General features: G+C 61.9%; 21 protein-coding genes. 15 read left to right on the top strand and 6 right to left on the bottom strand.

From position 1 onward, the window contains the following. Nucleotides 1-6: 6 nt before the first annotated feature. The 14 genes from TX23_RS13160 to TX23_RS13095 are packed head-to-tail and all read left to right on the top strand — an operon-like array spanning nt 7 to nt 13122. Nucleotides 7-741: a glycosyltransferase family 2 protein gene (locus TX23_RS13160; RefSeq protein WP_057702520.1), complete on the top strand. Its 735-nt coding sequence runs from the start codon at nt 7-9 to the stop codon at nt 739-741. Further along, a complete protein-coding gene (locus TX23_RS13155; RefSeq protein WP_057702519.1) occupies nt 738-1673 on the top strand; it encodes an LpxL/LpxP family acyltransferase in 936 nt (311 codons plus the stop codon). The genes TX23_RS13160 and TX23_RS13155 overlap by 4 nt, the downstream gene beginning before the upstream one ends. Further along, entirely contained in the window at nt 1657-3198 is a 1542-nt protein-coding gene (locus tag TX23_RS13150; RefSeq protein WP_057702518.1) for an HAL/PAL/TAL family ammonia-lyase, read from the top strand. The genes TX23_RS13155 and TX23_RS13150 overlap by 17 nt, the downstream gene beginning before the upstream one ends. Further along, complete coding sequence (locus TX23_RS13145) at nt 3191-3616, top strand: acyl-CoA thioesterase (protein ID WP_047712410.1); 426 nt, start codon at nt 3191-3193, stop codon at nt 3614-3616. The genes TX23_RS13150 and TX23_RS13145 overlap by 8 nt, the downstream gene beginning before the upstream one ends. Continuing rightward, a complete protein-coding gene (locus TX23_RS13140) occupies nt 3613-4296 on the top strand; it encodes an outer membrane lipoprotein carrier protein LolA (RefSeq protein ID WP_057702517.1) in 684 nt (227 codons plus the stop codon). The genes TX23_RS13145 and TX23_RS13140 overlap by 4 nt, the downstream gene beginning before the upstream one ends. Further along, nucleotides 4268-6598 carry an MMPL family transporter gene (locus TX23_RS13135; RefSeq protein ID WP_057702516.1) on the top strand — a complete coding sequence of 777 codons (2331 nt, stop codon included), beginning with the start codon at nt 4268-4270 and terminating at the stop codon, nt 6596-6598. The genes TX23_RS13140 and TX23_RS13135 overlap by 29 nt, the downstream gene beginning before the upstream one ends. 33 nt (nt 6599-6631) lie before the next feature. Next, nucleotides 6632-7879 (top strand): NAD(P)/FAD-dependent oxidoreductase, encoded by a 1248-nt coding sequence (locus tag TX23_RS13130; protein ID WP_057702515.1) that lies wholly within the window; start codon nt 6632-6634, stop codon nt 7877-7879. Further along, entirely contained in the window at nt 7876-8625 is a 750-nt protein-coding gene (locus tag TX23_RS13125) for a class I SAM-dependent methyltransferase (RefSeq protein ID WP_057702514.1), read from the top strand. Before TX23_RS13130 ends, TX23_RS13125 begins: the two co-directional genes overlap by 4 nt. Continuing rightward, complete coding sequence (locus TX23_RS13120) at nt 8622-9104, top strand: DUF3261 domain-containing protein (RefSeq protein ID WP_057702513.1); 483 nt, start codon at nt 8622-8624, stop codon at nt 9102-9104. Before TX23_RS13125 ends, TX23_RS13120 begins: the two co-directional genes overlap by 4 nt. Continuing rightward, the gene (locus tag TX23_RS13115; RefSeq protein ID WP_057702512.1) at nt 9101-10267 is read left to right on the top strand and encodes a beta-ketoacyl-[acyl-carrier-protein] synthase family protein; all 1167 of its coding nucleotides are present in this window, start codon (nt 9101-9103) and stop codon (nt 10265-10267) included. Before TX23_RS13120 ends, TX23_RS13115 begins: the two co-directional genes overlap by 4 nt. Then, on the top strand, nt 10264-10725 hold the full coding sequence (locus TX23_RS13110) for a hotdog family protein (RefSeq protein WP_057702511.1): 462 nt from the start codon (nt 10264-10266) through the stop codon (nt 10723-10725). Before TX23_RS13115 ends, TX23_RS13110 begins: the two co-directional genes overlap by 4 nt. Beyond that, nucleotides 10722-11450, top strand: a complete 729-nt coding sequence (fabG, locus tag TX23_RS13105; protein ID WP_057702510.1) for a 3-oxoacyl-ACP reductase FabG — start codon at nt 10722-10724, stop codon at nt 11448-11450. Before TX23_RS13110 ends, fabG begins: the two co-directional genes overlap by 4 nt. Next, the gene (locus tag TX23_RS13100; protein ID WP_057702509.1) at nt 11450-12676 is read left to right on the top strand and encodes a beta-ketoacyl-ACP synthase; all 1227 of its coding nucleotides are present in this window, start codon (nt 11450-11452) and stop codon (nt 12674-12676) included. Before fabG ends, TX23_RS13100 begins: the two co-directional genes overlap by 1 nt. Before the next feature lie 26 nt (nt 12677-12702). Then, the gene (locus TX23_RS13095) at nt 12703-13122 is read left to right on the top strand and encodes a hypothetical protein (RefSeq protein ID WP_003187927.1); all 420 of its coding nucleotides are present in this window, start codon (nt 12703-12705) and stop codon (nt 13120-13122) included. A 38-nt stretch (nt 13123-13160) separates the two neighbouring features. On the opposite strand, the gene TX23_RS13090 is transcribed toward TX23_RS13095, so the two are convergent. Then, the gene (locus TX23_RS13090) at nt 13161-14054 is read right to left on the bottom strand and encodes a LysR family transcriptional regulator (RefSeq protein ID WP_034134713.1); all 894 of its coding nucleotides are present in this window, start codon (nt 14052-14054) and stop codon (nt 13161-13163) included. A 124-nt stretch (nt 14055-14178) separates the two neighbouring features. On the opposite strand from TX23_RS13090, the gene TX23_RS13085 reads away from it, so the two are divergent. Beyond that, nucleotides 14179-15453 (top strand): MFS transporter, encoded by a 1275-nt coding sequence (locus TX23_RS13085; RefSeq protein ID WP_087149499.1) that lies wholly within the window; start codon nt 14179-14181, stop codon nt 15451-15453. A 27-nt stretch (nt 15454-15480) separates the two neighbouring features. Here the strand turns inward: TX23_RS13085 and TX23_RS13080 are convergent, their stop codons facing one another. The 5 genes from TX23_RS13080 to gltB form a co-directional block, all read right to left on the bottom strand. Further along, nucleotides 15481-16752, bottom strand: a complete 1272-nt coding sequence (locus TX23_RS13080) for a type II toxin-antitoxin system HipA family toxin (RefSeq protein ID WP_057702507.1) — start codon at nt 16750-16752, stop codon at nt 15481-15483. Then, nucleotides 16745-17008 (bottom strand): helix-turn-helix transcriptional regulator, encoded by a 264-nt coding sequence (locus tag TX23_RS13075; RefSeq protein ID WP_087149498.1) that lies wholly within the window; start codon nt 17006-17008, stop codon nt 16745-16747. The genes TX23_RS13080 and TX23_RS13075 overlap by 8 nt, the downstream gene beginning before the upstream one ends. Before the next feature lie 123 nt (nt 17009-17131). Beyond that, nucleotides 17132-18199, bottom strand: coding sequence for a uroporphyrinogen decarboxylase (gene hemE, locus TX23_RS13070; protein WP_057702506.1), 1068 nt, complete (start codon nt 18197-18199; stop codon nt 17132-17134). Nucleotides 18200-18451: 252 nt separating this feature from the next. Further along, nucleotides 18452-19870 carry an FAD-dependent oxidoreductase gene (locus TX23_RS13065; RefSeq protein ID WP_057702505.1) on the bottom strand — a complete coding sequence of 473 codons (1419 nt, stop codon included), beginning with the start codon at nt 19868-19870 and terminating at the stop codon, nt 18452-18454. A gap of 32 nt (nt 19871-19902) precedes the next feature. After that, complete coding sequence (gene gltB, locus TX23_RS13060) at nt 19903-24348, bottom strand: glutamate synthase large subunit (RefSeq protein WP_057702504.1); 4446 nt, start codon at nt 24346-24348, stop codon at nt 19903-19905. Between the last annotated feature and the right edge of the window lie 134 nt (nt 24349-24482).

Raw genomic sequence — 24482 nt, 5'->3', positions numbered from 1 at the left:
CCCATCATGCATAACCCCTGCGCTTTAATCCCGGTGTACAACCACGAAGCCGCCGTGCCAGCCGTGGTCCACAGTGTGCTGAAAAGCGGCCTGCCCTGCCTTTTGGTGGACGATGGCAGCAGCGCCGCGTGCGCAGCCGTGCTGGCGCAGTTGGCGACGCTGGACAACGTCACCCTGTTAACCCTGCCCAGCAACCAGGGCAAGGGCGGTGCGGTGATGGCCGGATTCCGCGAAGCGGCGCGCCTGGGCTACACCCACGCTCTGCAAGTGGACGCCGACGGCCAGCACGACTTGCGCGAAGTCGAGACCTTTATCGACACCTCGCACCGGCACCCTGACGCCGTCATCTGCGGCTACCCCGAATACGACGACAGCGTGCCCAAAGGCCGCTTGTATGCGCGTTACCTCACCCACGTATGGGTGTGGATCAACACGCTGTCGTTGCAGATTCGCGACTCGATGTGCGGCTTTCGCGTGTACCCGCTGGCGCCAACCCTGGCCTTGATGGACTCGGCTTACATCGGCACGCACATGGATTTCGACTCGGACATCCTGGTGCGCCTGGCCTGGCGCAACCAGCCGATGCGCTGGCTGCCGACCCAGGTGCACTACCCCGCCGATGGCCTGTCGCACTTTCGCTTGTTTCGCGACAACCTGCGCATCAGCGCCATGCATACGCGCCTGTTCTTCGGCATGTTGGTGCGGGCGCCAATGATCCTGTGGCGACGGTGGCAGGCATGAGCGACAGCACCAGGCACTGGGCCGACCGCGAGGAACGCGGCAGCTTCTGGCTGATGAAACTCACGGCGCTCGCCGCAAAAATCCTTGGCCGTCGCCTGTTGAGCCCCTTGCTCTACAGCATCGTTTTCTACTTCTTTCTGTTTGGCCGCACGGCGCGTCACAGCGCCTGGCAGTATCAACAGCGCCTGGCCCAATGGAGCGGGCGCGATGAACTGCTTCCCACCCACCGGAGAGTCTTTGGCCAGTTCATGGCCTTCGCCGACTCCCTGCTCGACAAGCTCGACGTGTGGAACGGCAAGCTGCGCCTGGAGCAGATCGAAATCAACGACCCGGCGCAATTGCGCGGGCAACTGCGTGGCGCACGCGGGCAGATGCTGGTGGGCGCGCACCTGGGCAACCTGGAAGTGTGCCGTGCCCTGGCGGAAATCGGTGAACAGGTCACCATGAACGTATTGGTGCATACCAAACACGCCGAACGCTTCAACCGCCTGCTGGGCGAAGCCGGGGCCAGCCATTTGCGCCTGATCCAGGTCAGCGAGCTGGACCCGGCCACCATGCTGCTGCTCAGCCAGCGCCTGGACGACGGCGAATGGCTGGCAATCGCCGGTGACCGCATCCCGTTGCACGGTGGGCGCACGGTGCGCGTGGATTTCCTCGGCCACCCCGCCGCGTTTCCCCAAGGCCCGTGGCTGCTGGCCGGGCTGCTCAAATGCCCGGTTAACCTGCTGATGTGCCTCAAGCATGAAGGCCGCTACCGCTTGAGCATCGAGCCCTTTGCGCAATTGGTCGAATGGAAGCGCAGCACCCGTGAGCAAGTCATTGCCCAATGGACCGCACGCTACGCCGCGCGCCTGGGCCAGTTTTGCCTGCAAGCGCCCCAACAATGGTTCAACTTTTACCCTTTCTGGAAGACCGATGACGACGCCTCTTGAGCCCATCACCTTTGGTGAACGCCCCCTGCGCATCGAAGACGTGCTGGCCCTGGCCAACCGCCAGGTGCCCACGCAATTACAGGGTGACGCTGCCTATCGCCAGCGCATCGCCAAGGGCGCGCAGTTCCTCGACTCGCTGCTGGACAAGGAAGGCGTGATCTACGGCGTGACCACCGGCTACGGCGACTCCTGCGTGGTAGCGGTGCCGCTGGAACATGTCGAAGCCTTGCCGCGTCATCTGTACACCTTTCACGGTTGCGGCCTGGGCAAGTTGCTCGACGCCCAAGCCACCCGTGCCGTGCTGGCGGCGCGTTTGCAGTCGCTGTGCCATGGCGTATCGGGCGTACGCGTGGAGCTGCTGGAGCGCTTGCAGGCCTTCCTCGAACACGATGTGCTGCCACTGATCCCGGAAGAAGGTTCGGTGGGCGCCAGCGGTGATCTGACGCCGCTGTCTTACGTGGCCGCGACCTTGTCCGGCGAACGTGAAGTGCTGTTCCGTGGTGAACGCCGCCAGGCGGCCGATGTACACCGCGAACTGGGCTGGGAGCCGCTGGTATTGCGGCCCAAGGAAGCCCTGGCCCTGATGAACGGCACCGCCGTGATGACCGGCCTGGCCTGCCTGGCCTTCGCCCGCGCCAACTACCTGTTGCAACTGGCCACGCGCATCACCGCGCTCAATGTGGTGGCGCTGCAAGGCAACCCGGAACACTTCGACGAACGCCTGTTCGCTGCCAAGCCGCACCCTGGTCAGATGCAAGTGGCCGCGTGGCTGCGCAAGGACCTGGCCATCGACGCGCCCACCGCACCGCTGCATCGCCTGCAAGACCGCTATTCGCTGCGCTGCGCACCCCATGTGCTCGGCGTATTGGCAGACAGCCTGAACTGGCTGCGCTCGTTCATCGAGATCGAACTGAACAGCGCCAACGACAACCCGATCATCGATGCCGAAGAAGAACGTGTGCTGCATGGCGGGCACTTCTACGGCGGGCATATCGCCTTCGCCATGGACAGCCTCAAGACCCTGGTCGCCAACGTGGCCGACCTGCTCGACCGTCAGCTCGCGCTGCTGGTGGACGTGCGCTACAACCATGGCCTGCCGAGCAACCTGTCGGGCGCCCCGGCTGACCGCGCGATGATCAACCACGGCTTCAAGGCCGTGCAGATCGGCACCAGCGCCTGGACCGCGGAAGCACTGAAAAACACCATGCCGGCCAGCGTGTTCTCGCGCTCCACTGAGTGCCACAACCAGGACAAAGTGAGCATGGGCACCATCGCCGCCCGCGATGCGATCCGCGTGCTGGAGCTGACCGAACAGGTCGCCGCCGCGACCCTGCTCGCCGCCAACCAGGGCGTGTGGCTGCGCGCCCAGGCCGAGGATGCCCGGCCACTGCCACCGGCACTGGCCGCGATGCACGCCGAACTGGCCCAGGACTTTGCGCCGGTCATCGAAGACCGCGCCCTGGAAGGCGAACTGCGCCTGTGCCTGCAACGTATCGCCGCGCAACACTGGAGGCTGCATGCGTAGCCCCGGCGTGTTGCACAGCGACACTGAAATCCTTGTGCCGTTTTTCGACATCGACACCATGAACGTGGTGTGGCACGGGCATTACGTGAAATACCTGGAAGTGGCGCGTTGTGCGTTGCTGGACAAGATCGGGCATAACTACACGGCGATGCTTGAGTCCGGCTACGCCTGGCCTGTGATCGACATGCAGCTACGCTATGTGCGTGGCGCGACCTTCGGCCAGACCATCAATGTGCGCGCCAGCCTGGTGGAGTGGGAGAATCGTTTGAAGGTCAATTATTTGATCACCGACCTGGCCAGCGGCGAGCGTTTGACCCGCGCCAGCACGGTGCAAGTGGCGGTGCAAATCGCCAGTCGCGAGATGCAACTGGCCTCGCCCAAAGTCTTCACCGACGCCGTAGAGAGAGCCCTGAAATGAGCCCCCCTGTAGGAGCGAGCTTGCTCGCGAAGATCGCCAACGATAACGCTGGGTACCTGACAGCCCGTGGGGCCCTCAGGTTTTTCGCGAGCAAGCTCGCTCCTACAGGGGCGGCGTTGTTGTTGAGCTTCAGTGCCCAGGCCTTTGAGCTGCAGCAGTTGAGCGATCAGCTTGCCAAACCCTCCGTGATCCACGGCAACTTCACCCAGGAAAAACACCTGCGCGCCCTGCCCCAGCCGCTGGTGAGCAAGGGCACCTTCGTGCTCGCCAAGGACCACGGCCTGTTGTGGCTGCTCAAAACCCCGCTGCAACAGGACTACCGCATCACCGGCAAGGGCATCGCTCGCCGTGACGCCAACGGCTGGCAACCGCTGCCGAACAAGAGCGCCGGGGCCGAGCAAAATCGCCTGTTTCTCGCCGTACTCCAGGGCGACAGCAGCGGCTTGCAACGCGACTTTGACCTGCAACTGCAAGGCGAGGCCCAACAGTGGAAGCTCACGCTGACCCCGCGTTCGCTACTGCTCAAGCAAGTGTTCACCCAGATCAATATCGACGGCGGCGCACTGGTGCGCACCATTGAACTGCTGGAAACCCAAGGCGACAGCACGCTGTTGCGCATGCAGGACAGTACCGCCGATCAGCCGTTGAGCGATGCGGAGCAACACGACTTTGCCCAGTGAACGCCTGCTGCCACGCCTGTTCCTGATCCTGCTGGTGGCCGTGCTGGCCCTGGCCGGCTGGCAGTGGCGCCATGGCGCGCCATTGTCGGCCAACCTGATGGAACTGGTGCCGGGCAGCACGCCAAACGCCCTGGAACAGCAGGCCGAACAGCGTATGCAAGAGCCGCTGAACCGCGAAATGCTGGTGCTGGTGGGCCATGCCGACCGCCAGCAAGCGCTGTCCGTGGCGCAGCAATTGGGTGAGCGCTGGCAGGCCAGCGGCTTGTTTGAACAGGTGCAATGGAACCTGCAAGCCGACTTGCCGGCGCTGCGCGAGCAACTGCTGCGTGGGCGCTTGTCGATGCTTTCGGCCAACGACCGTGAGCAACTGATCGAACACCCCGACGCCTTCATCCAGCAAAGGGTGCAAGCGCTGTTCGACCCCTTCACAGGTTTCAGCCTGGTGCCGAGCCAGGACGACTGGCTGGGCCTGACCGGGCGCATCCAGAACAGCCAGCCGCAACACGGTGCGGTACAGCTGGACGTCAGCAGCGGCGCCTTGATCGCCGAAGCCGACGGCCAAAGCTGGGTGTTGCTGCGGGCACGTACCACCGGCAATGCTTTCGATATGAAACTGCCGCTGCAAGTAGCGGACTTGCTCCAGGCCAGCCGCGAGCAAGCTGGCGAGCACGGCGCGCAATTGCTCGCCGCCAGCGGCTTGCTCTACGCGGCCAATGGGCAGCAGCAAGCCACCCGGGAAATCACCTGGGTCGGCGGTGGCGCAACCGTCGGCATCCTGTTGTTGCTGTTGCTGGCTTTCCGCCGCTGGCGGGTGTTGCTGGCGTTCGTGCCGGTGCTGGTGGGCATGTTGTTTGGCGCAGTCGCCTGTGTGGCGCTGTTTGGGCATATGCATGTGATGACCCTGGTGCTGGGCTCCAGCCTGATCGGCGTGGCGGTGGATTACCCACTGCACTACCTGTCCAAAAGCTGGAGCCTGCAACCCTGGCGCAGTTGGCCAGCGTTGCGCCTGACCCTGCCGGGCCTGAGCCTGAGCCTGGCCACCAGTTGCATCGGCTACCTGGCGCTGGCCTGGACACCGTTTCCGGCGCTGACGCAAATCGCGGTGTTCTCCGCCGCCGGGCTGGTAGGCGCTTATTTGTGTGCGGTGTGCCTGCTGCCCGCGCTGCTCAAGGGCGTGGAGCTGCGCCCGGCGCAATGGCCGCTGCGTGTCGCCCAGACTCTGTGGCAACTGCGTACGGCCTTGATCAAACGCGTGCCCGGTTCAGTGCTGCTGGTGGGGGTGCTGGTGTTCTGCGCCGCCGGCCTGTGGCAGCTCGACAGCAAAAACGATATTCGCCAATGGATCGGCGCGCCGCCGCAATTGCTCCAGGAAGCCCAGGCCGTAGCGCGTATCACCGGGTTCCAGCCCACCAGCCAGTTTTTCCTGGTGCGGGCGGATAATCAGCAGCAGTTGCTGGAGCGCCAGGCCGCCCTGGGCAAACGCCTGGATCAGTTGGTGAATATGGACAAGCTCCAGGGCTACCTGGCGCTCAGTCAGTTGGTGAACCTGCCCGAAGAGCAGCAACAACTGCGCGATGCGCTGAACACTCTGGCGCAACACTGGCAACCGCTGCTGGACCTCGGCGTGCCCGCCAGCGCCTTGCAAGCCGAAGTCGCGCAATTGCAGGCGCTACCCACCCAAGACATCGACGCGGCCCTGCAAGGCCCGCTGGCCGAACCCTGGCGCACGCTGTGGCTCGGCCCGGTAGAGGGCGGCGTGGCGGCCATGGTCAGCCTGCAAGGCTTGAACAACCCGGCGTTGCTGCGGGTACAGGCGCTGGACTTGCCCGGCGTGCAACTGGTCGATCGCCTGGGCGACTTGAACCGCGTATTTGCCGACACGCAAATCAGCGCTGCCGAATTGAAGTTGTTGTCGTGCGGGCTGATCGTAGTGTTGCTGATTGTGCCCTTCGGTTTTGGCGGCGCCTTGCGTATCGTCGCCCTGCCGTTGCTGGCCGCGCTGTGTAGCCTGGCCAGCCTCGGTTGGCTGGGCCAGCCGCTGACCTTGTTCAGCCTGTTTGGCCTGCTGCTGGTCACGGCCATCAGCGTGGACTACGCGATCTTGATGCGCGAGCAGATCGGCGGCCCGGCCGTCAGCCTGTTGGGAACATTGCTGGCAGCGTTGACAACCTGGTTGTCGTTCGGCCTGCTGGCGGTATCCAGTACACCGGCGGTGAGTAATTTTGGTTTGTCGGTCAGCCTGGGCCTGGCATTCAGCTTTATGCTGGCGCCCTGGGCCGGCCGGCAGAAACACACCTTATGAATGCGATTTTCGCCCATGCGGCAAGGAGCCCTCGTGCCCACAGTTGAAATGGAACGTCGCCAGGTAGTGGTGATCGGTGCCGGGCCATCCGGTGCCATCGCGGCCGCGCTGTTAAAGCGCAAGGGGCATGACGTATTGATCATCGAGCGCGAGCACTTCCCGCGCTTCTCGATTGGCGAAAGCCTGCTGTCTCACTGCATCGACTTTATCGAAGAAGCCGGGATGCTCGACGCTGTAGAGGCGGCCGGATTCCAGCTCAAAACCGGCGCCGCGTTCGCCTGGGGCGAGCGCTACAGTGCGTTTGATTTTGGCGACACCTTCAGCAACGGCAAGCCCACCACCTTCCAGGTGCAGCGCGGCGAGTTCGACAAGTTGCTGGCCGACCAGGCGGCGCTGCAAGGCGTGGAAATCCGCTACGGCCAAAGCATTGTCGGCGTGGATTTTTCCGGCGAATGCCGTTACCTGCATGTGCGCCGAGACAATGGCAGCACGTACCACATCAAGGCCAGGTTCGTACTGGATGCCAGCGGCTATGGCCGCGTGCTGCCACGCCTGCTGGACCTGGAGGCGCCGTCAAACTTCCCGCTGCGCCAGGCCGTGTTCACTCACGTCGAAGACCGCATCGAACACCCAGGCTTTGATCGCAGCAAAATCCTGGTCACCACCCACCCCACCCAGCGCGACATCTGGTTCTGGACCATCCCGTTCAGCAATGGCCGCTGCTCAGTAGGCGTAGTTGCGGCCAAGGAGCATTTCGATGGCCGCGACAGCGACCTCGACGCCTGCCTGCGCAGCTTCATCGAGCAAACCCCAAGCCTGTGCGCCGTGCTGCAAAACGCCGTATGGGACACTCCGGCGCGCAGCATCGGCGGCTATTCGGCCAACGTCAAAACCCTGCACGGTCCGGGCTTTGCGCTGCTGGGCAATGCGGCGGAATTTCTCGACCCGGTGTTCTCGTCCGGTGTGACCATCGCCATGCGCTCGGCCAGCATGGCCGCCGCTGTCCTGCACCGCCAGCTCAACGGCGAAACCGTGGACTGGCAAAGCGAATTTGCCGACCCCTTGAAGCGCGGTGTCGACACTTTCCGCTGCTACGTCGAAGGCTGGTATGCGGGCACGTTCCAGGACGTGATTTTCCATCCTGGCAGCTCCGCGGAGATTCGCCGCATGATCAGTTCGATCCTGGCCGGTTACGCCTGGGATGAGCGCAACCCGTTTGTCAGCGAGCCGAAACGACGGTTGCGGATGCTGTCGGAAATCTGTGCGAGTGAGCCGGTATGAACAGCCCTGCCGTTGGAAAAAACTACCTGAGCAAAAACTACGTCGAAGAAACCCGTTTCGGCTTCTGGTTCCTGCGCAGCCACACCTGGCAGCATCACGTATTGCGCGTGGCGATCAACGACCTGCGCAGCCTGTTCAGCGAGCCGCTGCCGGTGGCGCCGGTGCTGCTGGACGCCGGTTGTGGCCAGGGCAAATCCTTCCGGTTGCTGCAGCAGGTGTTTGCGCCTGCACGCCTGATCGGCCTGGATGCCGACCCCCACAGCCTGGAGCTGAGCCGTGAAGAGGCTGCGCGCCAGGGCCTGACTGTCGAGCTGATCGGCAGTGACTGCGCCACCCTCGATGTACCGGACGCCAGCGTCGATATCGTGTTTTGCCACCAGACCTTTCACCACTTGGTCGAGCAACATCGCGCACTCAAGGAGTTCTATCGGGTGCTCAAACCGGGCGGCTATCTGCTGTTTGCCGAATCCACCGAAGCCTATATCGACACTTGGGTGATTCGCTGGCTGTTCCGCCACCCGATGCATGTGCAAAAAAGCGCCGAAGAGTACCTGGAGATGCTGCGCGAGCAGGGTTTTGAATTCGACTCGCAGAATGTCTCGTACCCCTACCTGTGGTGGAGCCGCTCCAGCGACTTCGGCCTGTTGGAACGCTGGGGCCTGCGCAAGGCGCCGCCGGTGGGCCAGCGTGAGGAAACCCTGGTCAACTGCGTTGCACGCAAACCTTTGGAGACCGCCGCCCCATGATGCGCCTGCTGTTAATGGGCTGCCTGTTGCTGCTGAGCGCCTGCGCCAGCCAGGCACCGTTGCCGGAACAAATCCCGGCCCTGGCCTTGCCGATGCAACTGCATGTGCAGCGCCAGGCGGACGACCAGCACCAGGACTGGCTGCTGGTGATCCAGCGCGAAGGCAACGCGATTCGCTGGTCGATGATGGACCCTTTGGGCATCCCTCTGGCCCGGCAAAAACTGCTCGATGGGCAGTGGCAGGCCGACGGGTTGCTGCCGCCCAATCCCCAGGCGCGGGAGTTGTTTGCCGCGCTGCTGTTTGCCCTGACCCCGGCCGGTGATGTGCCGGCATTGTATCCGCACGCCCAGGCGATGGACCTGACGCGCACGCTGCCGGGCCACTGGCAAATCATCTATCAGTCTTCCGAGGTGTTCAGCGTGAACATGGCCGGCCAGCCGTTGAGTTATCGCATCACGCCGCTGGGTGTCAGCCGATGACCGCCTACCTCAATGCCCTCGGTGTGATCTGCGCCCTTGGCCGCGGCCAGGCCGAAGTCAGCCGCAACCTGTTTGCCGGCGACTGCTCAGGGATGCGTGCCGAAAGCGGCTGGGTGCCGGAGCGCGTGGTGCCGGTGGCTGGCGTCCAGGGCGAACTGGCACCTCTGCCGGTGGAGCTGGCTCAACACAGCAGCCGCAATAACCAGTTGTTGCTGGAAGCGGCGTTGCAGATCGACGATCAGATCCGCCAGGCCATTCAAACCTATGGCCCCGGGCGCGTCGGCGTGGTGCTTGGTACCAGCACCTCGGGCATCGACGAAGCCAGCCGTGGCATTGCTCATTACCTGCGCGACCAGCAGTTCCCTGCCGACTACGACTACCAGCAACAGGAACTCAGCGCCCCGGCAAACTTCCTTGCCGACTGGCTGCAATTGAGCGGCCCGGCCTATGTAATTTCCACCGCCTGTACCTCCAGCGCCCGTGCCTTGATGAGCGCCCAGCGCTTGCTGAACCTGGGGGTGTGCGATGCGGTGATCTGTGGCGGCGTGGACAGCCTGTGCAAGCTGACCCTGAATGGATTTACCTCGCTGGAGGCGGTATCCAGCGAGCGCTGCAACCCGTTTTCGGTGAACCGCAACGGTATCAATATCGGTGAGGCGGCCGTGCTGTTCCTGATGAGCCGCGAACCGGCACCGATCGCCTTGCTGGGCAGCGGCGCCAGTTGCGACGCCCACCATATCTCCGCACCCGAGCCCAGCGGCAAGGGTGCACTGCAGGCGATGCGCAAAGCCCTGGCCAGCGCAAAGCTGGCCCCCGAGCAGATCGGCTACCTGAACCTGCACGGCACCGCCACCCAACACAACGACGCCATGGAAAGCCTGGCCGTCGCCAGCCTGTTCCCCGGCGGCGTGGCCTGTTCATCGACCAAGCCCATGACCGGCCACACCCTTGGCGCCGCCGGAGCGCTGGAAGCGGCGTTCTGCTGGCTGAGCCTGGCTCACGGCCAGTTGCCGCCTCACGTGTGGGACGGTCACGCCGATCCGGCGCTGCCCGCCTTGCAATGGACGCACAGCGGCGACACCTTGAAAAAACCCTGCCTGATGAGCAACTCGTTTGCCTTCGGCGGCAATAACGTCAGCCTGATAATCGCAGAGGCCCCATGAACGATTGGCCACTTGCCGAACTGCTGCCCCACGCGGGCGACATGATCCTGATCGACCAGGTGCTGTCGTTCGATGATGAGCAGATCCGCACCCGCGTCACCGTCAAGCCCGACGGCCTGTTCAATCGTGCCGACGGCAGCCTGCCGGCCTGGGTCGGTATTGAGCTGATGGCGCAAAGCGTCGCCGCCTTTGCCGGTTGCCATGCACGCCAGCAAGGCCGTGCGGTGGAACTGGGCTTCCTGTTGGGTACACGTAAGTTCGAGTGCAACGTGGAGCACTTCCCGGCGGGCGCCGAGCTGAATATCCACGGCCTGCGCTCCCTGGAAGACGACAACGGCATGGGTGTGTTCGAATGCCACCTCACCGGCGACGGCATCCAGGCCAGTGCGCGCCTGAACGTATTTCGACCGCCCCAGGCGGCCAACTATTTAGATGAATCGAAGGACCCAACGTCATGACTGAATCCGTACTGGTCACCGGCTCCAGCCGTGGCATCGGCCGCGCCATTGCCCTGCGCCTGGCCCAGGCCGGCCATGACATCGTACTGCATTGCCGCAGTGGCCGGGCGCAAGCCGAGGCGGTGCAGGTGGAAATCGAGGCACTGGGGCGCAAGGCGCGGGTGCTGCAATTCGACGTGTCTGACCGTGCCAGTTGCAAAGCCATGCTTGAGGCCGATGTAGAGCAGCATGGCGCCTATTACGGTGTGGTGCTCAATGCCGGCCTGACCCGCGACGGCGCCTTCCCGGCCTTGTCGGAAGATGATTGGGACGTGGTGATGCGTACCAATCTCGATGGTTTCTATAACGTGCTGCACCCGGTGATGATGCCGATGATCCGTCGTCGCGCCGCAGGGCGCATCGTGTGCATCACGTCGGTTTCCGGGCTGATCGGCAATCGCGGCCAGGTCAATTACAGTGCATCGAAAGCCGGCCTGATCGGCGCGGCCAAGGCGCTGGCGATCGAGCTGGGCAAACGCAAGATCACCGTCAACTGCGTGGCTCCGGGGCTGATCGACACCGCAATGCTGGATGAAAATGTACCCGTGGAAGAATTAATGAAGATGATCCCGGCGCAGCGCATGGGCACGCCGGAAGAGGTGGCTGGCGCGGTGAATTTTCTGATGTCGGCTGAAGCGGGCTATATCACGCGCCAGGTGCTGGCCGTGAACGGAGGCTTGTGCTGATGAAGCGCGTCGTCGTCACCGGCATGGCCGGCGTGACCTCCCTGGGCAGCGACTGGGACACCATCGCCGCCAACTTTCGCGCCAACCGCAGCGGTATCCGGCGCATGGATGAGTGGGACCGTTTCACCGAGTTGAACACGCGCCTGGCGGGGCCGATTGATGACTTTGTGGTGCCTGCGCACTGGACCCGCAAGCAATTGCGCAGCATGGGGCGTGTGTCGCGCCTGGCAGTCTGGGCAGCGGAGCAGGCGCTGCAGGATGCCGGCCTGCTTGGAGACCCGTCGATCAAGGACGGACGTATGGGCGTGGCGTGTGGCTCGTCCACCGGCAGCACCGATGAGATCAAGGCGTTCGGCAATATGCTGCTCAATTCGGTGGCCGAGGGGCTTAACGCCAACTCCTATGTACGCATGATGCCGCACACCACGGCGGCGAATATCAGCATTTTCTTTGGCCTTACCGGGCGTTTGATCCCTACCTCCAGCGCCTGCACCAGCGGTAGCCAGGGCATTGGCTATGCCTACGAGGCGATCAAGTTCGGGCGCCTGTCATTGATGCTCGCCGGCGGCGCCGAAGAGCTGTGCCCCACCGAAGCCATGGTGTTCGATGCGCTCTACGCTACCAGCCTGAAAAACGACGCGCCACAAACCAGCCCGCGCCCCTACGACAGCGGCCGCGACGGCCTGGTGATCGGTGAAGGCGGCGGCATGTTGGTGCTCGAAGAGTTGGAACACGCGTTGGCGCGGGGCGCGCATATTCACGCGGAACTGGTTGGCTTCGGCAGCAATGCCGACGGCCAGCACACCACCCGCCCGGAGCAGAAAACCATGCGCCGCGCCATGGAACTGGCCCTGGAAGACGCAGGTCTTGAACCGTCCGCCATCGGCTACGTGAACGGCCACGGCACGGCCACCGATCAGGGCGACATCGCTGAAACCCTGGCCACCAGCAGCCTGTTCGGCAGCCGTATGCCGATCAGCTCGCAGAAGAGTTTCCTCGGCCACACCCTGGGTGCCTGCGGCGCACTGGAGTCGTGGTTCAGCATTGAGATGATGAACCGCGACCAATACGTGCACACCTTCAACCTGGACGCGGTCGACCCGCAATGCGGCGAACTGGATTACCTGCAAGGTGGCTTTCGCCAGATGCACAACGACTACGTGATGAATAACAATTTTGCCTTCGGCGGCGTTAACACCTCGTTGATCTTCCGCCGCTGGGCCTGACTTTTTAATCGATTGGAGAAAACGGAATGTCTTCCCTGCTACGCGCTACCCTGATCACCCTGGCCCTGCTGACCACGGCTGGCTGCACCAGCAAACCGGTGCTCAACACCCAGCACGAGTTACCGGCCACAAGCCAGGTCAGCGAAGAAAAAATGAAGCAAGTGATCGTCGCCGCTCTGCAAAAACGCGAGTGGACGGTACAACGCCTGAGCCCACAACTGGTGCAGGCCGAGATCACCGTGCGCGGCCAGTTCTACGCCGCCATCGACATCCGCTACACCCGCAACAGCTACGCCATCACCTACCGCGACAGCCGCGACCTGGGCTACAAGGACGGCAAGATCCATCGCAACTACAACCGTTGGGTGAGCATGCTGGATCGGGATATTCTGGCGGGGCTGCGTACTTACAGCGTGAATGAAGCAAATACTTCGCCCCAAAACTGACCCCCCTGTGGCGAGGGAGCTTGCTCCCTCGCCACAGGTTATTGAGCGGCCTTACGCGTCAACAACTCCACAAACCCTTTCGCCATCGGCGTTTGCGCGCCCTTACGCTGCACCAGCCACACCGCCGTCACCGCCTGCGGGTCGAGCAAGGTGCGATAGACCACGCCGTCAATGCGGATGCGCTGGTAAGACGCCGGCAACACCGACACCCCCAACCCCGCCGCCACCAGGCCGATGATGGTCATTGCTTCCCCTGCTTCCTGGGCAAAGTGCGGGCTGAACCCGGCGTCGCGAGCCAGGTTGAGCAATTGTGCGTACAGGCCGCTGCCGTAACTGCGCGGGAAGAACACAAAAGGCTCCTCGGCCAATTGCTCCAGGTGCAAGCCGCGCTCGCTGCCTTGGGCCAACGGGTGGCCGGCGCTCAGTACCGCTACCAAGGGTTCGCGCATCAACTCGACCACGCTCAGTGAGTCGGGCAAGGGCAAAGGCCGCATCAGCCCCACCTGAATCGACTCATCCACCAGCGACTCGGCCACTTGGGTGCTGCTCATTTCTTGCAAGTTCAGATGCACCGCCGGGAATGCCTGGCGGAAGGCAAAGATCGCCCGGGGAATGCTCGCGTTGAACGGCGCAGACGAGGTGAAGCCGATCTTCAACTCACCCAGCTCGCCCAACTGCGCACGCCGCGCCACATCTGCCGCCTTGTCGACCTGGGCCAGTACCAAGCGTGCCTCTTGCAAGAACAAGCGCCCTGCCTCGCTCAGCTCGACCCGACGATTGGTGCGCTCGAACAAGCGTGCGCCCAGCTCGTGTTCCAGCGCCTGGATCTGCTGGCTCAGGGGTGGCTGCGAGATGCCCAGCACCTGCGCGGCGCGGCCGAAGTGCAGTTCTTCGGCAACGGCGATGAAGTAGCGCAAATGGCGGAATTCCATGCAAGCCTCATTAGGTCGTAAAAACTATCAAACAGGTCGAACAATATATTGGAAAGAATCATTAGCCAGCTATATTCTTTTTTGCATTGTCAGTCCTGGCAGACTTTCCTCCCCGAGGTCCCCCGTGAATCCTGCTGTTGCTCCACTTGCCCAACACACCCCGCCCTCAGCCCTCGATGAGGTGGTGGCGCAGCTTAATGACGAGTACATCGAAAAAGGCACGCCGATGTTCATGCGCACCGTGCTGGCGCTGTTCTCCGGCGGGTTTGCCACCTTTGCCCTGTTGTATTGCGTACAGCCGATGATGCCGGCACTGTCCCACGAGTTTTCCATCAATGCGGCGCAAAGCAGCCTGATTCTTTCCGTCGCGACCGCCATGCTCGCCTGCGGTCTGCTGGTCACCGGGCCGATATCCGACCGGCTGGGGCGCAAGCCGGTGATGGTTGCCGCATTGTTCTGCGCGGCACTGGCCACCATCGCCAGCGGCTTGATGCCGAGCTGGGAGGGCATCCTGCTGATGCGCGCACTGGTAGGCTTGTCCTTAAGCGGCCTGGCCGCCGTGGCGATGACCTACCTCAGCGAAGAGATCCACCCACAACACATTGGCCTGGCCATGGGCCTGTATATCGGCGGCAATGCGATTGGCGGCATGAGCGGGCGCCTGATCATCGGCGTGTTGATCGACTTCGTCAGCTGGCACACCGCAATGCTGATCATCGGCGCCCTGGCACTGATCGCCGCCACAGTGTTCTGGAAGATCCTGCCGCCATCGCGCAACTTTCGCGCCAGCAGCCTCAAGCCGCGCAGCCTGGTGGATGGCTTTGTCATGCACTTCAAGGATGCGGGCTTGCCGTGGCTGTTTCTTGAAGCCTTCCTGCTGATGGGCGCCTTCGTAACGATGTTCAACTACATCGGCTATCGCCTGCTGGCCTCGCCGTATGAGCTGAGCCAGGCGGTGGTGGGCCTGCTGTCGTTGGTGTACCTCTCGGGCATCTACAGCTCGGCCAAGATCGGCTCGCTGGCCGACCGCCTCGGCCGCCGCCGTGTGCTGTGGGCCACCATCGTGCTGATGCTCGCCGGCATGGCCCTGACGCTGTTCACGCCTTTGTGGCTGGTGGTGCCGGGCATGTTGATCTTCACCTTCGGCTTTTTCGGCGCCCACTCGGTCGCCAGCAGCTGGATCGGCCGCCGGGCAGTAAAAGCCAAGGGGCAGGCGTCGTCGCTGTACTTGTTCTGCTATTACGTGGGGTCGAGTATTGCCGGGACGGCGGGTGGTTTTTTCTGGCACTTTGCCGGGTGGAACGGGATTGGCGGGTTTATCGTCGCGCTGCTGATTGGCGCGTTACTGGTGGCGTTGAAGCTGGCGAAGTTGCCGCCGTTGGGACCCACAGCAGCTTGAGGCATATCGTTTAATGAGAAAACCGCCTCACAGCGGTTTTTTCCCAATGGGCTTTCGCTTCATTCCAGTGCTGATCGAATCATGAAGCGCCATGGCACGTCCTCCATCCCACTCCGCCTGCATTGCCGAAAACAGCTCGATATCGATACGCGTTTGATGGGCAATGAGCGCCTCGGACATTGCCTCGGCAATTCGCTCAATGATCAACAAAGGTTTCTCCACCGCACAGTGCTTACGACCAAATTCCATCAGTTGCTGGCGGTCCGGATAGTTTTTGACCTTGTTCATTTTTATCGCCAAGGTGCGATCTACCAATGAACGACCGGACTTGGGATTGTAGTTCTCATACACAGTAGTGGTGGTGACATCGAAGACGGGCGCTAATTGCACTGTTTCACGGGCGCCAGGATGGGTGTAGATCACACCAAAGTTTTTCAGGTGCGCATCACCATTACGCACCATGACTGACAAGCAAACCGAAGAGAAGAACCGCTCAAGCTCGCGTAACGGATCACCCTGCGCACAAACATGATTGATCACCGCAGCGAGGGTCTCGTAGCTCTGCGAGTACTTGTAATTGTCGTGGGGATCTTTGTTGAGGCCCAATAGAACGGCCATGTCCTCAAAACCAAGCCGCCCGGACGGGGTCAGGTCAAAGCGCTCCATCACAAACAGATCGCCTCCTTCGGACAACCAGAAAGGTGGTGTTTCCATGCCCGCAATACGCGCAGCTTCCATGCAGAGGAACTCATTCTGTGCCAAATGAACGTATTCATCGGCACCCGACTTCACGATCAGGTCAGAACTGAGCATGGTTTTGCGACTGCCCGTCAGCTTGTCCAGGTCAGGTACCAGTACCTTGGGTTGCACACCGGAAATACCCGACTCGAAATATGTCTCCACTAGAAATGCGAATACACCCTGGGAGATATCGGCTGACAGTATTTGCTGGAGGCCCACCTGAGCCTTCACGGGCGCTGATGCCTCAACAGGGTTCTGGTAGGTAAGCCGCCCAATCTGGTTACCGCCGATCACCGATAAAAGGCGCATCTCGTCTACCTGCATATGCTTGGCCATCCGTCGTTTGATTTGATCGGCCAGAAACCCTTCCGGTACGTTCATATCGAAAATCGGATGCAGTACGTTGCTGACAGCAGGCGTCGGGTCGTAGGGCATGACCAGGGATACTTCGCGCCCGGCATCAGCAGATGAATAAGCAAACGAGAATTGCGAGCCTTTGGACAAATCGCCTGCATGGCCCTGGGGTGTCACAACGTTGAGCAGCTTGATTCTACTCATCGTGCTCCACCAGATCGGCGAGGGATTTGAGATCGATGCGTTTATCCACAACTTCCAAGGCCATCCCCAGTGCGCAAATCACCCGGAACACCGTGTACATCGCGACGTTTTCACCCGCTTCAAGATCAATGATGGTCTTGCGGTTGCACTTGGCTCGGTCCGCCAGATACGCTTGACTAAAGCCCTTGGCACGGCGCAGTTGGCGGATTCTTTCGCCAAGATCAGGTGGAGTAGCCAGCAACATAATGTCACCCATGACGGACTTTTCAGTATAAGAATCTAATTATGTCCGCAATGACGGACACCACAAGTACCATACGTCTGCTGACCACAAACAAGAACGCCCGGCCTAAGCCGGGCGTTCTTTATCAGGCAACTGTCACTCGTGGTACTGCGCCGACAACTCATGCACAGCCCGCAGGAACGCGCCCGCGTGCTCCGGGTTCACTTCCGGGGTGATGCCATGGCCGAGGTTGAACACGTGCCCGGTGCCCCTGCCATAGCTGGCCAGGATGCGCCCGACTTCGGTACGGATCGCTTCCGGCTTGGCGTAGAGCACGGTCGGGTCCATGTTGCCTTGCAGGGCCACCTGGTTGCCGACGCGGCGGCGCGCTTCACCAAGGTCGCAGGTCCAGTCCAGGCCCAATGCATCGGCACCAGCATCGGCGATGCTTTCCAGCCACAGGCCGCCGCCTTTGGTGAACATGATCACCGGAACCTTGCGGCCTTCGTGTTCACGGATCAGGCCGCTGACGATCTTGCGCATGTAGGCCAGGGAAAACTCCTGGTAGGCCGCCGCCGACAGGTTGCCGCCCCAGGTGTCGAAGATCTGCACCGCTTGCGCACCGGCCATGATCTGGCCGTTGAGGTAGGACGTCACCGACTGCGCCAGCTTGTCCAGCAACAGGTGCATGGCTTGCGGGTTGTCGTAGAGCATGGCCTTGGTCTTGCGGAAGTCTTTCGACGAGCCGCCTTCAACCATATAAGTGGCCAGGGTCCATGGGCTGCCGGAGAAGCCGATCAGCGGCACACGGCCGTTAAGCTCGCGACGGATGGTGCTGACGGCGTCCATCACATAACCGAGGTCTTTGTGCGGATCAGGGATCGGCAAGGCTTCGATATCAGCCAGGGTGCTCACGACTTTCTTGAAGCGCGGGCCTTCGCCGGTCTCGAAATACAGGCCCTGGCCCATGGCATCAGGGATGGTGAGGATATCGGAGAAGAGGATGGCCGCATCCAGTTGTGGGTAGCGGTCCAGCGGCTGCATGGTGACTTCGCACGCGAACTCCGGATTCATGCACAGGCTCATGAAATCGCCTGCATTGGCGCGGCTGGCGCGGTATTCCGGCAGGTAGCGACCGGCTTGACGCATCATCCACACGGGCGTGACGTCTACGGGTTGCTTGAGCAGGGCACGAAGGAAACGGTCGTTCTTGAGGGCAGTCATGTCGGCATCCGCAAAAAAAGTGCGGGCATTTTCTCAGAGCGCGACGCAAAAGGCACGGCAAGAGCGGAGCCTTTTGTCTATCGGGTCAATTTGTCGCAATGACTGGCAACACAAACCTCAATGTGAAATGAGGTTTGTGTGGGAGCTGGCTTGCCTGCGATAGCATCAACTGGGTCTGGCTGACAGACCGAGTTGCCTGCATCGCAGGCAAGCCAGCTCCCACATTTGATCGCATTTCAGACTGAAATTTGATCAGACCTGCAGGTAGTCCAGGATCCCTTCGGCGGCATTGCGGCCTTCGAAGATCGCGGTTACCACCAGGTCCGACCCGCGCACCATATCGCCACCGGCGAAGATCTTCGGGTTGCTGGTCTGGTGCTTGTACTGGCCTTGCTCCGGAGCTACCACGCGGCCCTGGCTGTCGGTCTGGATTTCAAACTGCTCGAACCAGGGCGCCGGGCTTGGGCGGAAACCGAAGGCGATGACCACGGCGTCGGCCGGGATGATTTCTTCGGAACCCGGGATCGGCTCGGGGCTACGACGGCCACGGGCATCCGGCTCGCCGAGACGGGTCTCGACCACCTTCACGCCTTCGACGCGGTCTTCACCCACGATGGCAATCGGCTGGCGGTTGTAGAGGAATTTCACGCCTTCTTCCTTGGCGTTCTTCACCTCTTTGCGCGAGCCGGGCATGTTGGCTTCGTCACGGCGATACGCACAGGTCACCGACTTGGCGCCCTGGCGGATCGAGGTACGGTTGCAGTCCATGGCCGTGTCGCCACCGCCCAGCACCACGACCTTCTTGCCCTTCATGTCGACGAAATCTTCCGGCGACTTTTCAAAGCCCAGGTTGCGGTTGACGTTGGCGATCAGGAAGTCGAGCGCGTCATACACGCCTGGCAAGTCCTCACCGGCAAAGCCGCCCTTCATGTAGGTGTAGGTGCCCATGCCCATGAACACCGCATCGTATTCGGCGAGCAGTTGCTCCATGGTGATGTCTTTGCCGATTTCGGTATTGAGGCGAAACTCGATACCCATGCCGGTGAACACTTCACGACGGTGGCTCAGTACGTTTTTTTCCAGCTTGAACTCGGGGATACCGAAGGTCAGCAGGCCACCGATTTCCGGGTTCTTGTCGAACACCACCGGGGTTACGCCACCCCGCACCAACACGTCGGCACACCCCAGGCCCGCCGGGCCCGCGCCGATGATCGCGACGCGCTTGCCGGTTGGCTTGACCTTGGACATGTCCGGGCGCCAGCCCATGGCGAACGCGGTGTCGGTGATGTACTTCTCCACTGAACCGATGGTCACCGCGCCGAAGCCGTCGTTGAGGGTGCAGGCACCTTCACATAGACGGTCTTGCGGACACACCCGGCCGCAGACTTCCGGCAGGGTGTTGGTCTGGTGCGACAGCTCGGCGGCGGCGAGGATGTTGCCCTCGGCCACCAGCTTGAGCCAGTTGGGAATGAAGTTGTGCACCGGGCACTTCCATTCGCAATACGGGTTACCGCAACCCAGGCAGCGGTGGGCCTGGTCGGCCGAGTGCTGGGGTTTGAAGGGTTCGTAGATTTCCACGAACTCTTTCTTGCGTTGACGCAACAGTTTCTTCTTCGGATCTTTGCGCCCGACATCGATGAACTGGAAGTCGTTATTCAGACGTTCAGCCATGTTAAAACCTCATCAAACTGTTCAGGCGCATATCACTGCGGGTTGGCACGGATGCTGGAAAGCAACGATTTCAGGTTGGCAGCCTTGGGTTTGACCAGCCAGAAACGACGCAGGTAATCATCGAGGTTTTCGGCGAGGTTACGGCCCCATTCGCTGCCGGTTTCCTCGACGTACTCGTCCAGCACGTGCTGCAAGTGGTTCCGGTAGGATTCCATGGCTTCGCCGCTGATCCGCTGGATCTCGACCAACTCGTGGTTGACCTTGTCGACGAAGGTGTTGTCCTGGTCGAGCACGTAGGCGAAACCGCCGGTCATGCCCGAACCGAAGTTGTAACCGGTCTTGCCCAGTACCGCGACAAAGCCTCCGGTCATGTACTCGCAGCAGTGATCGCCAGTGCCTTCCACCACGGTGTGGGCACCGGAGTTACGCACGGCGAAACGCTCACCGGCGGTACCTGCGGCAAACAGCTTGCCACCGGTGGCGCCGTACAAGCAGGTGTTGCCGATGATGGCACTGTCCTGGGTCTTGTACACGCTGCCAGCCGGCGGAACGATGACCAGTTTGCCGCCGGTCATGCCCTTGCCCACGTAGTCGTTGGCGTCGCCTTCCAGGTACATGTGCAGGCCGCCAGCGTTCCACACGCCGAAGCTCTGGCCCGCAGTGCCCTTGAAGCGGAAGGTGATCGGCGCTTTCGCCATGCCCTGGTTGCCGTGCTTGCGCGCGATTTCGCCGGAGATGCGTGCACCGATGGAGCGGTCGCAGTTGCAGATATCCAGGGCGAATTCGCCACCGCTGGCGTCGCTGATCGAGGAACCGGCCATTTCGACCATTTTCTCGGCCAGCAGGCCTTTGTCGAACGGCGGGTTGCGGTCCACCTGGCAGAACTGTGGCTTGTCTGCCGGGATGTGATCGCTGCCCAACAGCGGTGTCAGGTCCAAATGCTGTTGCTTGGCGGTCTGACCTTCGAGGATGTCCAACAGGTCGGTACGACCGATCAGCTCTTCCAGCGAACGCACACCCAATTTGGCCAGCCACTCACGGGTTTCTTCGGCGACGTAGGTGAAGAAATTCACCACCATGTCGACGGTGCCGATGTAGTGATCCTTGCGCAGTTTTTCGTTCTGAGTCGCCACGCCGGTGGCGCAGTTGTTCAGGTGGCAAATGCGCAGGTATTTGCAGCCCAGGGCGATCATCGGCGCGGTGCCGAAGCCGAAGCTCTCGGCGCCGAGGATTGCGGCCTTGATCACGTCGAGGCCGGTTTTCAGACCACCGTCGGTCTGTACCCGCACCTTGCCGCGCAGGTCGTTGCCGCGCAGGGTCTGGTGGGTTTCGGCCAGGCCGAGTTCCCACGGTGCACCGGCGTACTTGATCGAGGTCAGCGGCGAAGCGCCGGTGCCGCCGTCGTAGCCGGAGATGGTGATCAGGTCGGCATAGGCCTTGGCCACACCGGCGGCAATGGTGCCGACGCCGGCTTCTGCCACCAGTTTCACCGAGACCAGGGCCTGGGGGTTGACTTGTTTCAAGTCGAAAATCAGCTGCGACAAATCTTCAATCGAGTAAATGTCGTGGTGCGGCGGTGGCGAGATCAACGTCACGCCCGGCACCGCGTAGCGCAGCTTGGCGATCAAACCGTTGACCTTGCCGCCTGGCAGTTGACCACCCTCACCCGGCTTGGCGCCCTGGGCAACCTTGATCTGCAGCACTTCGGCGTTGACCAGGTACTCGGGGGTCACACCAAAACGGCCGGTAGCCACCTGCTTGATTTTCGAGCTTTTGAGCGTGCCGTAGCGCGCCGGGTCTTCGCCGCCTTCGCCGGAGTTGGAACGCGCACCCAGGCGGTTCATGGCTTCGGCCAGGGCTTCGTGAGCTTCCGGCGACAAGGCGCCCAGGGAAATCCCGGCGGAGTCAAAGCGCTTGAGGATAGATTCCAGCGGCTCGACTTCGGCGATGTCCATCGGCGTGTCCAGGGTTTTCACCTTGAACAGATCGCGAATCATCGACACCGGGCGGTTATCCACCAGGCTCGTGTATTCCTTGAACTTGGCGTAGTCGCCCTGCTGCACGGCGGCTTGGAGGGTGTTGACCACATCCGGGTTGTACGCATGGTATTCGCCACCGTGCACAAACTTGAGCAGGCCGCCTTGCTGGATCGGCTTGCGCGCACTCCAGGCTTCGGCGGCCAGGGCTTTTTGCTCGGCTTCGATGTCGACGAAGCGCGCACCCTTGATGCGGCTCGGTACGCCACGGAAGCTCAGCTCGCAGACTTCCTCGGACAGGCCGATGGCTTCGAACAACTGAGCGCCACGGTACGAGGTGACGGTGGAGATGCCCATCTTCGACAGGATCTTCAGCAGGCCCTTGGTGATGCCCTTGCGGTAGTTCTTGAACACCTCGTAGAGGTCGCCCAGCACTTCACCGGTACGGATCAGGTCGCCCAGCACTTCGTATGCGAGGAACGGGTACACCGCCGAGGCGCCGAAACCGATCAGCACCGCAAAGTGATGCGGGTCGCGGGCAGTGGCGGTTTCCACGAGGATGTTGGAGTCGCAGCGCAGGCCTTTTTCGGTCAAGCGGTGGTGCACCGCGCCGGTCGCCAGGGACGCGTGGATCGGCAACTTGCCCGGCGCGATATGGCGGTCAGTCAGTACGATCTGGGTGCGACCGGCGCGTACAGCCTCTTCGGCCTGATCGGCGACGTTGCGCACAGCGGCTTCAAGGCCCAGGCTCTCGTCGTAGTTCAGGTCGATGATCTGGCGGTCGAAGCCTGGACGCTCCAGGGTCATCAGCGAGCGCCACTTGGCCGGTGAAACAACCGGCGAGCTGAGGATCACGCGGGAGGCGTGCTCAGGCGATTCCTGGAAGATGTTGCGCTCGGCACCAAGGCACACTTCCAGGGACATGACGATGGCTTCACGCAGCGGGTCGATCGGCGGGTTGGTCACCTGGGCGAACTGCTGGCGGAAGTAGTCGTACGGCGTGCGCACGCGCTGGGACAGCACGGCCATTGGCGTATCGTCGCCCATGGAGCCGACCGCCTCGTAGCCTTGCTCACCGAGCGGGCGCAGCACCTGGTCGCGCTCTTCGAACGTGACCTGGTACATCTTCATGTACTGCTTGAGCTGGTCGATGTCGTAGAAAGCCGAACCGTGGTCATTGTCTTCCATGGTCGCCTGGATGCGCAGGGCGTTCTTGCGCAGCCATTGCTTGTACGGGTGACGCGACTTCAAACGGTTGTCGATGGCGTCGGTGTCGAGGATCTGCCCGGTCTCGGTGTCCACGGCCAGGATCTGGCCAGGGCCGACACGGCCTTTGGCAATCACATCTTCAGGCTTGTAGTCCCACACGCCGATTTCCGAGGCGAGGGTGATAAAGCCATTGGTGGTGGTGACCCAACGCGCCGGGCGCAGGCCGTTACGGTCGAGCAGGCACACCGCGTAGCGGCCGTCGGTCATGACCACGCCGGCCGGGCCGTCCCACGGTTCCATGTGCATCGAGTTGTACTCGTAGAACGCACGCAGGTCCGGGTCCATGGTCTCGACGTTCTGCCACGCTGGCGGAATGATCATGCGCACGCCACGGAACAGGTCGATGCCACCGGTGACCATCAGTTCAAGCATGTTGTCCATGCTGGAGGAGTCCGAACCCACGCGGTTGACCAGCGGGCCGAGTTCTTCGAGGTCCATCAGATCGTTGGCGAACTTGGTGCGCCGGGCCACAGCCCAGTTGCGGTTGCCGGTGATGGTGTTGATCTCGCCGTTGTGGGCGAGGAAGCGGAATGGCTGAGCCAGCGGCCATTTCGGCAGGGTGTTGGTGGAGAAGCGCTGGTGGAACACGCAGATTGCGGTTTGCAGGCGCTCATCGCTCAGGTCTGGATAGAAGGCGGTCAAGTCCGCCGGCATCATCAGACCTTTATAAATGATGGTCTTGTGCGAAAAGCTGCAGATGTAATGGTCGGTGTCGGCGGCGTTGAGCACCGACGAACGACGACGGGACGTGAACAGCTTGATCGCCATGTCCTGGTCGCTCAGGCCGTCGCCTGCGATGAACACTTGTTCGATCTGCGGCAGGCGCTCCAGGGCCAGGCGGCCGAGTACGCTGGTATCGATGGGCACTTTGCGCCAGCCGACCAGTTGCAGGCCGGCGGCCACGATCTCGCGGTTCATGTTTTCGCGAGCGGCTTCGGCTTTTACCGGGTCCTGGTTGAAAAACACCATGCCCACGGCGTACTGCTTGGGCAGGTCGGCCGCGAAATGCTCTTTGGCGACCGCGCGCAGAAACTGGTCGGGCTTTTGAATCAGCAAGCCGCAACCGTCACCGGTCTTGCCGTCGGCGTTGATCCCACCGCGGTGGGTCATGCAGGTCAGGGCCTCGATGGCCGTTTGCAAAAGGGTATGACTGGGCTCGCCCTGCATCTGGGCTATCAGGCCGAAACCGCAGTTATCCTTGAATTCATCGGGTTGGTACAGACCTGCTTTCATAGACACTTTCTCACCAGGCTGCCTCTTTTACCGAGGCAAATTTCTTTTCAATTCAACCGGTTACCTTCCACGCCGAACGTACGCCGGCTTAGCGGGGGCAAAAGGGAGGTCATTGTACACACCGACACAGACGC

It is taken from the genome of Pseudomonas paralactis (assembly GCF_001439735.1).
Taxonomy (GTDB): Bacteria; Pseudomonadota; Gammaproteobacteria; order Pseudomonadales; family Pseudomonadaceae; genus Aquipseudomonas; species Aquipseudomonas paralactis.
The sequence above is the reverse complement of the archived record's forward strand: the minus strand, read 5'-3'. Positions and strand labels throughout refer to the sequence as shown.

Bases quoted from the DNA above. Each gene is read 5' to 3' on its own strand.
- TX23_RS13160 (WP_057702520.1), top strand. From the start codon at position 7: ATGCATAACCCCTGCGCTTTAATCCCGGTGTACAACCACGAAGCCGCC.
- TX23_RS13155 (WP_057702519.1), top strand. From the start codon at position 738: ATGAGCGACAGCACCAGGCACTGGGCCGACCGCGAGGAACGCGGCAGC.
- TX23_RS13150 (WP_057702518.1), top strand. From the start codon at position 1,657: ATGACGACGCCTCTTGAGCCCATCACCTTTGGTGAACGCCCCCTGCGC.
- TX23_RS13145 (WP_047712410.1), top strand. From the start codon at position 3,191: ATGCGTAGCCCCGGCGTGTTGCACAGCGACACTGAAATCCTTGTGCCG.
- TX23_RS13140 (WP_057702517.1), top strand. From the start codon at position 3,613: ATGAGCCCCCCTGTAGGAGCGAGCTTGCTCGCGAAGATCGCCAACGAT.
- TX23_RS13135 (WP_057702516.1), top strand. From the start codon at position 4,268: ATGCGGAGCAACACGACTTTGCCCAGTGAACGCCTGCTGCCACGCCTG.
- TX23_RS13125 (WP_057702514.1), top strand. From the start codon at position 7,876: ATGAACAGCCCTGCCGTTGGAAAAAACTACCTGAGCAAAAACTACGTC.
- TX23_RS13120 (WP_057702513.1), top strand. From the start codon at position 8,622: ATGATGCGCCTGCTGTTAATGGGCTGCCTGTTGCTGCTGAGCGCCTGC.
- TX23_RS13115 (WP_057702512.1), top strand. From the start codon at position 9,101: ATGACCGCCTACCTCAATGCCCTCGGTGTGATCTGCGCCCTTGGCCGC.
- TX23_RS13110 (WP_057702511.1), top strand. From the start codon at position 10,264: ATGAACGATTGGCCACTTGCCGAACTGCTGCCCCACGCGGGCGACATG.
- fabG (WP_057702510.1), top strand. From the start codon at position 10,722: ATGACTGAATCCGTACTGGTCACCGGCTCCAGCCGTGGCATCGGCCGC.
- TX23_RS13100 (WP_057702509.1), top strand. From the start codon at position 11,450: ATGAAGCGCGTCGTCGTCACCGGCATGGCCGGCGTGACCTCCCTGGGC.
- TX23_RS13095 (WP_003187927.1), top strand. From the start codon at position 12,703: ATGTCTTCCCTGCTACGCGCTACCCTGATCACCCTGGCCCTGCTGACC.
- TX23_RS13090 (WP_034134713.1), bottom strand. From the start codon at position 14,054: ATGGAATTCCGCCATTTGCGCTACTTCATCGCCGTTGCCGAAGAACTG.
- TX23_RS13080 (WP_057702507.1), bottom strand. From the start codon at position 16,752: ATGAGTAGAATCAAGCTGCTCAACGTTGTGACACCCCAGGGCCATGCA.
- TX23_RS13075 (WP_087149498.1), bottom strand. From the start codon at position 17,008: ATGGGTGACATTATGTTGCTGGCTACTCCACCTGATCTTGGCGAAAGA.
- hemE (WP_057702506.1), bottom strand. From the start codon at position 18,199: ATGACTGCCCTCAAGAACGACCGTTTCCTTCGTGCCCTGCTCAAGCAA.
- TX23_RS13065 (WP_057702505.1), bottom strand. From the start codon at position 19,870: ATGGCTGAACGTCTGAATAACGACTTCCAGTTCATCGATGTCGGGCGC.
- gltB (WP_057702504.1), bottom strand. From the start codon at position 24,348: ATGAAAGCAGGTCTGTACCAACCCGATGAATTCAAGGATAACTGCGGT.